This window comes from Streptomyces marokkonensis (genome assembly GCF_039539045.1).
Taxonomy (GTDB): domain Bacteria; phylum Actinomycetota; class Actinomycetes; order Streptomycetales; family Streptomycetaceae; genus Streptomyces; species Streptomyces marokkonensis.
Genome location: NZ_BAABCQ010000009.1, coordinates 71631 through 80551, shown reverse-complemented (window position 1 = coordinate 80551; position 8921 = coordinate 71631). Strand labels below are relative to the sequence as shown.

8 protein-coding genes and 1 pseudogene are annotated in these 8921 nt (G+C 71.3%); 8 read left to right on the top strand and 1 reads right to left on the bottom strand.

Translation table 11 applies throughout. The annotated features are described in order from the left end of the window. The first annotated feature begins 57 nt into the window (after nt 1-57). The 7 genes and pseudogenes from ABEA26_RS03965 to ABEA26_RS03935 all read left to right on the top strand — a co-directional run. The gene (locus ABEA26_RS03965) at nt 58-1059 is read left to right on the top strand and encodes a fumarylacetoacetate hydrolase family protein (protein WP_345589228.1); all 1002 of its coding nucleotides are present in this window, start codon (nt 58-60) and stop codon (nt 1057-1059) included. Nucleotides 1060-1133: 74 nt separating this feature from the next. After that, nucleotides 1134-2090, top strand: coding sequence for a cyclase family protein (locus ABEA26_RS03960; RefSeq protein WP_345589234.1), 957 nt, complete (start codon nt 1134-1136; stop codon nt 2088-2090). Nucleotides 2091-2118: 28 nt separating this feature from the next. Beyond that, a complete protein-coding gene (locus ABEA26_RS03955) occupies nt 2119-3249 on the top strand; it encodes an FAD-dependent oxidoreductase (RefSeq protein ID WP_345589226.1) in 1131 nt (376 codons plus the stop codon). Continuing rightward, nucleotides 3246-4307, top strand: coding sequence for an amidohydrolase family protein (locus ABEA26_RS03950; protein WP_345589223.1), 1062 nt, complete (start codon nt 3246-3248; stop codon nt 4305-4307). The genes ABEA26_RS03955 and ABEA26_RS03950 overlap by 4 nt, the downstream gene beginning before the upstream one ends. Nucleotides 4308-4311: 4 nt before the next feature. Continuing rightward, complete coding sequence (locus ABEA26_RS03945) at nt 4312-5244, top strand: VOC family protein (RefSeq protein ID WP_345589222.1); 933 nt, start codon at nt 4312-4314, stop codon at nt 5242-5244. 128 nt (nt 5245-5372) lie between these two features. After that, nucleotides 5373-6344 carry a fumarylacetoacetate hydrolase family protein gene (locus ABEA26_RS03940; RefSeq protein ID WP_345589220.1) on the top strand — a complete coding sequence of 324 codons (972 nt, stop codon included), beginning with the start codon at nt 5373-5375 and terminating at the stop codon, nt 6342-6344. Next, nucleotides 6341-6577: pseudogene (locus ABEA26_RS03935) on the top strand (3-oxoacyl-ACP reductase); the annotation flags it as partial. The gene ABEA26_RS03940 and the pseudogene ABEA26_RS03935, both read left to right, overlap by 4 nt. A 172-nt stretch (nt 6578-6749) precedes the next feature. Here the strand turns inward: ABEA26_RS03935 and ABEA26_RS03930 are convergent. Next, on the bottom strand, nt 6750-7499 hold the full coding sequence (locus tag ABEA26_RS03930) for a YqjF family protein (RefSeq protein WP_345589218.1): 750 nt from the start codon (nt 7497-7499) through the stop codon (nt 6750-6752). A gap of 238 nt (nt 7500-7737) precedes the next feature. Between ABEA26_RS03930 and ABEA26_RS03925 the strand changes: the two genes are divergently transcribed. Then, entirely contained in the window at nt 7738-8823 is a 1086-nt protein-coding gene (locus tag ABEA26_RS03925) for a DNA polymerase III subunit beta family protein (RefSeq protein ID WP_345589217.1), read from the top strand. Nucleotides 8824-8921: the final 98 nt, after the last annotated feature.

Sequence of the window (8921 nt, the reverse complement as noted above, 5' to 3'; positions counted from 1 at the left end):
CTATTTCCCTGATCGCGGGTGGCGGGTCCAGATTAGTGCCACCGCAATCAGGAGGACATGTCCGTGATACCTGAACCCTCGTCCGCGCTGTTCGCAGGCCCCTTCGCCCTCGGCACGCTGTCGGCCCCGGACGGGCCGCCCTTCCCCGCCCTCGTCACCCCCGACGCCCAGGTGCTCGATCTGCGCGTCGCCTTCGGCGACGAACGGCTGACCACCCGAAACCTGCTGGAGACCTGGGAGTCGGCGCTGCCGCGGCTGCGGGCGCTGGCCGGTGACAGCGGTCCGGACCGGAAACGGTTGGCCGGCTTCCGGGTGCACGCGCCCGTCACACCGCGTCAGGTCTTCCAGTCGGGGGCGAACTACCGGCAGCACGTGATCGACCTGCACGTCGCGCACCGGGCCCCGGGCGACGGCCGGCCCGAGGAGGAGCGGCGCGCCGAGGCGGCGGACATCATGGACCGGCGGGCCTCCGACGACCTGCCGTACGTGTTCATCGGCCTGCCGAGCGCCATCACCGGCCCCCACGACGACGTCGTGCTCCCCGCCTGGGCCGAGAAGCCCGACTGGGAGCTCGAGTTGGCCGCGGTCGTCGGCCGGCCGGCCCACCGGGTCTCCGTCGATGAGGCGCCGGCGTACATCGCCGGTTACACGATCGCCAACGACCTCACCGACCGGGCGACCGTCTTCCGCCGGGACATGCCGCAGATCGGCACGGACTGGCTGCGCAGCAAGAACGCACCCGGGTTCACGCCGCTCGGGCCCTGGATCGTGCCCTCCAAGTCGATCGCGGACCCCGGCGACCTGCGGCTCACGCTGAAGCTCAACGGCCAGACCATGCAGGACGAGACCACCAAGGACATGATCTTCAACGTCGCACGCATGGTGGCCTACGCCTCGGAGAGCGCCCGCCTCCTGCCCGGCGACCTGGTGCTGACCGGCAGCCCGGCCGGCAACGGTATGCACTGGGGCCGGCTGCTGCGTGACGGCGACGTCATGGACGGCGCCATCACCGGTCTCGGCGCCCAGCGCACCCGTTGTGTGGCGGAGACGGCGCAGTGACCCCGGACGGCATCGACGTCCCGCGCCATCTCGAGACTCCGGACCGCGCTGAAGCCTCGGACCACCTCGAGATCCTGGACCGCACCGACCCCGAGGGTTCGATCGCGCGGGCCGTCAAGACGTACTCCAACTGGGGCCGTTGGGGCGAGAACGACGTACTCGGCACCCTGAACCTCCTCGACGAGGCCAAGCGCCGCGAGGCCGCCGGGCTGGTGCGACGGGGCGTGAGCTTCTCCCTCTCCCAGCGCTTCGACATGAACGGCCCGCAGAAGGGGTGGCGGCGGCGCACCAACCCGGTGCACACCATGCTCGACACCGGCACCGACGCCGCCCTCGGCAACCAGGGCTTTCCCCACGGCATCGGCGGCGCCGACGACGTGATCGCCATGCCGTTGCAGTGCTCCACGCAGTGGGACGGCCTCGGGCACATCTTCGACCACGGCAAGGCGTGGAACGGACGCCCGGCCGAGCAGGTCGTCACCTCGGACGGCGATCTGGTCACCGGCGTCGAGCACATGGCCCCGCACGTCACCGGGCGGGGTGTGCTGCTGGACGTCGGGCGAGTGATCGGCGAGGAAGGCGAGCTGCCGGACGGTTTCGCGATCACCGAGGAGTATCTGACGGCTACCGCGGAGGCCCACGGCGTGTCCGTCGGCCGCGGCGACATGGTGCTGGTTCGCACCGGACAGCTCGCCCGGGTCCGGCGCGACGGATGGGGCGACTACGCGGGCGGTCCCGCGCCCGGACTGTCCTTCACCTCGGCCGGCTGGCTGCACCGCACCGAGATCGCCGCGATCGCCACCGACACCTGGGGTTTCGAGGTCCGTCCGAACGAGTTCGAGCACGCCTTCCAGCCACTGCACCAGGTCGCCATCCCGCACATCGGCCTGTTGATCGGCGAGATGTGGGACCTGGAAGCGCTCGCCGAGGACTGCGCGGCCGACGGCGTGTACGAGTTCTCGCTCACCGCCGCGCCCCTGCCCATCACCGGCGCGGTCGGCTCCCCCGTCAACCCGATCGCCGTGAAGTAGCGACCCCCAGAGGAGCAAGGGAGTTCCCATGATCCAACCCCGCACGGTCCTCGTCGTCGGCGGCGGCGCGGCCGGCAACGCCGTCACCGTCCTGCTGCGCCGCGCCGGTGTCGCGGTGGACCTGATCGAGGCCAAGGACGACTGGAACGCCACCGCCGGCTCCGGCATCACCCTCCAGGGCAACGCCCTGCGTGTGCTGCGCGAACTCGGTGTGTGGGAGCAGGTGGAGGCGTCCGGCTTCGGCTTCTGCTCGGTCGGCATCACCACCCCCGACGGCACCGTCCTGCACGCACAGGACGACCTGCGCACCGGCGGCGACGACCTGCCCGCCACCGTCGGCATGCAGCGGCCGCGGCTCCAGCAGATCCTGATCGAGGCCGTACGTGCCAGTGGCGCGTCGGTCCGGTTGGGCATCACCGCCGAGATCCTGGCCCAGGACGCCGAGGGCGTCTCCGTCCGCCTCAGTGACGGTACCGAGGACCGCTACGACCTGGTCGTCGCCGCCGACGGCATGGGATCCACGACCCGTTCGGCGATCGGCATCACGGCGAAGCCCGAGCCGACCGGCATGGCCATCTGGCGCGTCGCGGCCCCCCGTCCGACGGGTGTCGTCCGCACCGACCTCGCCTACGGCGGCCCGGCCTACATCGCCGGGTACTGCCCGACCAGCGAGACGACCCTGTACGCGTACGTCGTCGAGGCCAACCGGGACCGTGCCTCCATACCGACCGAGTCGTACGCGGACGAGATGCGGCGCCTCACCCGGCACTACGGCGGCTGCTGGCCGGAGGTCACCGAGCACATCAACGACCCGGCGAAGGTCAACTACACCTGGTTCGACCGGATGCTGGTCGAGGGATCCTGGCACCGCGGCCGAGTCGTCCTCGTCGGTGACGCCGCCCACTGCTGCCCGCCCACCCTCGCCCAGGGTGCCGCGCTGTCCCTCGAAGACGCCTGGGTGCTCGCGCAGATGCTGACCGGCTCCGACGAGTGGAACGACGCTCTGTTCCAGGCGTACTACGAGCGGCGGATCACCCGTGTCCGTCCGGTCGTCGAGGCGTCGGTGCAGATCGGGCAGTGGCAGCTCGACGGGGTGCGCGACGCCGACGTGCCCGGCCTGATGGCCCGCACCATGACCCTGCTCAGGGACCTGCCATGACCGATGTGACCACCGGGACCACCGAAGCCGCCCAGACCACCCAGACCACTGGAACCACCGAAACCAGACCTACCGTGGACGTGCACGCACACGTCCTGCTACCCGCGATCGACGCGCTCGTGGCCGGTCTGCCCGGACACGCCGAGGCCCTGGCGCTCGACGCCGGGCGCAACGGCCCCGCCTCCCTCGCCGTCAGCGGTCCCATGGTCCGCGAACGCATCCCCAGGATGACCGACCCCGCCGTGCGCCTGGCCACGATGGACGCGCAGGGTGTGGACGTACAACTGGTCAGTCCGTCGCCCTCGCACTACCACTACTGGGCGGACGAGGAGACGGCCGAGAAGGTGTATCTGCTCGCCAACGAGGCGACGGCCGCGCACTGTTCCGCCGCCCCCGAACGGCTGCGCGGTCTCGGACTCGCCCCCCTCCAGCACCCGGACCAGGCGGTACGCGCCCTGGAACACGCCTTGGAGCAGGGCCTGGCGGGCGTGGAGATCTCCAGTCACGCCCCCGGCCGGGAGCTGTCCGACCCGGCGTACGAGCCCTTCTGGTCCCGGGCCGGGGAGAGTGGTGCGATCGTCTTCCTGCACCCCTTCGGATGCACGCTCGACGAGCGCCTGGACCAGTGGTACCTGTCCAACACGGTCGGCCAGCCCACCGAGAACGCCGTCGCGCTCTCGCACCTGATCTTCTCCGGAGTCCTCGACCGACACCCCGGGCTGAAGGTGATCGCGGCGCACGGCGGTGGTTACCTGCCCACCCACATCGGCCGCTCCGACCACGCCTGGTCGGCCCGCTCCGACGCGCACGCCGGCTGCGCGCACCCACCCAGCAGCTATCTGAAGCGGCTGTACTTCGACTCTCTCGTCCACGACCCGCACGTGCTGAGGGAGTTGGTCCGGGTCGCCGGAGCGGACCGCGTCCTGCTCGGCTCGGACTTCCCCTTCGACATGGGCACCGAGGACCCGGTCGGCGCCCTGCGCGCCGCACAGCTCGCCGAGGCCGACTTCCACGCCGTCCGCGGCGGCACCGCGGCGGCCCTCCTCCGGAAGGACTGACACCATGCGCCTGCTCACCCACCTGCGGCACGTCGACCTCGCCGTGCCCGACTACGACAAGCAGCTCGACTTCTACTCCAGTGTCTGGGGCCTGACCAAGGTCGCCGAGGACTCCGGCATCTCCTTCCTGGCCGCCGAGGGCTCCCCGGAGCAGTACGTCGTGCGACTGCGCAGGGCCGAGGAGAAGCGCCTCGACCTCGTGTCCTACGGCGCCGCGTCCGCCGCGGACGTCGACACCCTCGCCGAGCGGCTACTCGCGGGCGGCGTGCAGCTGATCAGCCGGCCCGGCAGGGTCGACACGCCTGGCGGCGGCTACGGCTTCCGTTTCTTCGACGTCGACGGCCGCACGATCGAGGTGTCCGCCGGCGTAGACGTGCGGCAGCACCGCAAGATCGAGGAGAAGGAGTCCATCCCGGTCAAGCTCTCCCACGTCGTACTCAACTCCCCCGACCTGAACCGCACCCGCGAGTGGTACGAGCGCCATCTCGGTTTCGCCCTCTCCGACACGCTCAGCTCGCCGCACATGGGCGAGGTCATGCACTTCATGCGGATCAGCAGCCAGCACCACTCCATGGCCATCGCCCAGGGCCCGCACACCGCACTGCACCACGTCTCCTTCGAGATGCGCGGCATCGACGAGTACATGCGCGGATCCGGGCGCGTCATGCGGGCAGGCTTCAAGAAGATCTGGGGCCCGGGCCGGCACATGGCGGGCGACAACACCTTCACGTACTTCCTCGACCCGCACGGCAACACCGTCGAGTACACCACCGAGCTGGAGAACCTGGACGAGGACACCTGGCACCCGCACGTCTACGACTTCTCCCAGCCTGAGGTCACCGACCAGTGGGGCACCGCCAACCCCATGAACGAGCTGGTCGCCAAGGAGTCCTTCAACGACCCCGACCGCGGCGTGTTCGTCGCCCCGCCGGTCTGATCCTCCCTTTCGTCGCCGGGGGCGCGGCGCCGGTGTCCAGCCCTGACTCACACCGTCGCGTCCCCGGACCCGTGCGCCGGGAGCCGCCTTCCGCGTGTCCCCGGCCGCCCCGCCCCTGGAGCCGCACCATGCGTTTCGCCGCCTACGAACACCGACACCGCCACCGGGTGGCCGTCGTGGAGGACGACGGCACCCTCTTCCCACTGCCGGGCGTCTCCTCGCTGTCCGCACTGCTGGTGGAGACCGACGGCCTGCCCGGGCTGCTCGCCTCCGGCCGGCAGGCCCTCGATGTCCCGCCCGGCCCGCATGTCTCCGAGGTCCGGCTGCTGCCCCCGCTCCAGCCCACCTCGGTACGGGACTTCGTCACCTTCGAGGAGCACGTCGAAGGCGTGCGCCGCTCCGTCGACGGCGTCGCAGGCGTCCCCGAGCAGTGGTACGCGGCGCCGACCTTCTACTTCACCAACCCGCACGCGGTCTACGGCCACGGGGACGACATCCCTATGCCGCCTGGTTCGGCCGTGCTGGACTTCGAGCTGGAGGTGGGCGCGGTGATCGGGCGGGAGGGCCGCGACCTCACTCCCGAGCAGGCCCGCGACCACGTCATCGGTTACACCGTGTTCAACGACTGGTCCGCGCGAGACCTGCAGGGCGCGGAGATGAAGGTCGGCCTCGGCCCCTGCAAGGGCAAGGACACCGCCACCACCCTCGGCCCATATCTGGTCACCGCCGACGAGCTGGAGTCGTACCGGGACGCGGACGGTTTCCCGCGCCTGGCCCTGACCGCCCATGTCAACGGCGAGAAGGTCGGTGAGGACCTGCTGTCCAACATGAGCTGGACCTTCGAGGAGATGACCGCCTACGCCTCCCGCGGCACCCGCGTCGTACCGGGGGACGTCCTGGGTTCGGGCACCTGCGGCAACGGCGGCTGCCTGGCCGAACTGTGGGGCCTGCGCGGCGAGCACACCCCACCGCCGCTCGGGCCCGGCGACACCGTCTCCCTCACCGTCGAGGGCATCGGCACCCTGACGAACACCGTCGTCCCCGGCGCGCAGCCGGTATCCGTGCCGGCCGGCCGGCGTCGCGGCCGGGAACGGCCGTGAGCGACCCGCACCGCAAGAGGGTGCTCGGCAAGGTCGTCGTCACGGGTGCCGCCCGCGGCCAGGGCCCCGCCGAGTCCGAGGCGCTCACCCGCGAGGGTGCCCGGGTCATCGCCACCGATATCGACCCCGCGGCCGGCTGTCGTCACCTCGACGTCTCCCGCGGCGAGGAATGGGCGGCACTGGCAGCCGAGTTGGAGGACATGTACGGGCAGGTGAACGACTCGGGGTGGAGGAGATCGAGGAACCCCTTCGGCGTCCATGGCACGCCGGGTGCTCTGGGTGCTCTGGGTGCGCTCGACGGTGGCCACGGCCTGCTCCATGGCCTTGATGTCCGCGGCGTCGGCCCTGTTGTCCGCGGTATCGGTGTTCATGCGGATCAGCCTGTCGCCTCGAACGCGCTCGAGGTCAAGGGCCGGGGCGCGCGGAGCGGGCCGGACTGCCGAGACGGACCGGGACTCCGGGTGAGTACAGGACGCTGACCGGGGCGTCGGCGGGCGCCGGGATTCCGGCGCTCTCCACCAGGTCCTCGTCACAGGTGACGAGTTCGGCGCGGTACAGGGGCCATCGGGGATGGTGGTTGGGCAGATACGCCGCACCGCCGAAGAACGCGTTGTGCATGCCCCAGCGGGCGGTGAGGAAGTGCTCCAGGCCGGTGGGTTCGTGTATGCGTTCGCCGGGCCGTACCGTGATACGGCTGTACGCGCCGCGTGGCCCGGGCCAGCGGCGGGAACTGTCGTAGGTCACGGTGTCGCCGACGGTGCGGAGCGTCATGCGGGACCACAGGTAGGGCAGCCGGAAGCCGAAGCGGCCCATGACCACCGGCATCAGCCGCGAGGCGTCCATCGACCGGAAGACCACACCGCGTCGCCCGTGCGCGTCGACCGAGTACAGCCGCACGTTGGTCTCAGGAAAGGAGCCGAAGTACGGCACGCCGCGCATCCCCAGCCAGCCGACCCGGTGCATCCGGAAGGCGACGAGCCCGACGTACGTGAGCCCGTCGTGTGTGTCGGGAACGGCGCCGCGCGGCATGAGCCCCGCCACGGCGGCGGGCTCCACGGCCCAGTGGATGAACGTGAGGTCGAGCCACTCCTGAGTGAGGAGCGGCGTCCGTATCGTCATGGGGGCGTCAGGTGTGACGGCGGTGGGCTTCTGCACGGCGCAAGAATGGCAGACGGCGGCGCGCACCGGGCCGGGCAGGGTGGACCGGAGCGTGGTGGGCCGGTGGGCCGGTGGGCCGGTGGGCGCGGACGCTGCCTGGAGCCGCTCACAGGTCGAGACGGGGCGGGGCGGGGCGGGGCGAAGGACACTCCACAGGACCGCTGGCCGGCCGCGGCGGGCCATGATTGACCCTCGACCTGGTCAAGGGCTCAGGGTTGCGGACGTGGAGAGCGAGATGCGCAGCATTGGGGAGATGGCCCGCGACAGCGGACTGGGCGTGAGCGCCCTGCGGTTCTACGACCGGGCCGGGGTGCTGGTCCCCGCCTGGGTGGATCCGGTGAGTGGCTACCGCTGGTACGCCCCCGAGCAGCTCGACGAGGCCCGGCTGCTCGCCCGGCTGCGGCGGGCCGGTATGCCGCTGGCGGACATCCGGCTGGTCCTGGCCGGCTGGTCGAGTGCGGACGCGGACCTGGTCCGCGGGCTCCTCCAGGCGCACCTGCGCCGTCTCGAACTGGGGCTGACCGATGCCCGCAGCGAGTTCTCCACGCTCCGAGCGCTACTCGACCACAGGGAGAACCCCATGACCGCTGCACCGCACGCCGACACCGTCCGGCTGTCCGTCTCCGCGCCCGAACTGGCCGCCGCACTGGACTCGGTCCGCTTCGCCACCGGTGGCGACCCGGAACTGCCCATGCTCGGTGGAATCCTGTTCGACGTGGAGGGGGACGTGCTCGACCTCGTGGCCACCGACCGGTACCGGCTGGCCGTCGCGCGGACGGGTACCACCGGACACGGTGGGCCGCGCGGACAGGTCATCGTGCCCGTCCCGCTGGTCGATGCCATGCGCGCGCTGCTGAGCGGTGACGAGTCCGTCGTCCTGACCGTGGACGGCGACCGCGTGACGCTGGAGGCCGGAGACCGTCAGACGGCCGGTCAGTACCTCGCCTACGACTTCCCGGACTACCGCCGACTCGTCCAGTTGCCCTCCGGACGGCGGGCTCTCGTCGATGTGCCGGCGTTCCGGGAGGCCCTGGAGTCCGGTCCCGTCCGCGCGAGCGGGGTACGCGAGCAGGACGGTGCGTCGTACGAGCTCAGCGTGCTCAGGGTGGCCGACGACGGCACGGTGACCGTCTGCGAAGACGGTGACGACGACCCGGACGACGTCACCGTCAACCGCGAATTCCTGCTGGAGGCGCTCACCGCCGGAGACCGGAACCGGCTGATCCTGGAGTTCGGCGCCCCCACGGCCCCTGTCGCGGTCCGCCGGACGGACGACGAGACGTCCTTTTCTCTGCTGATGCCGGTCCGCATGGACGACTGACGCCGGACGACTGGCGGCAGGCCGGGGGGCGCACGCCCCGGCCGCCCCCGCCCCTGCCACCTGCCACCTGCCACCTGCCACCTGCCACCTGCCACCTG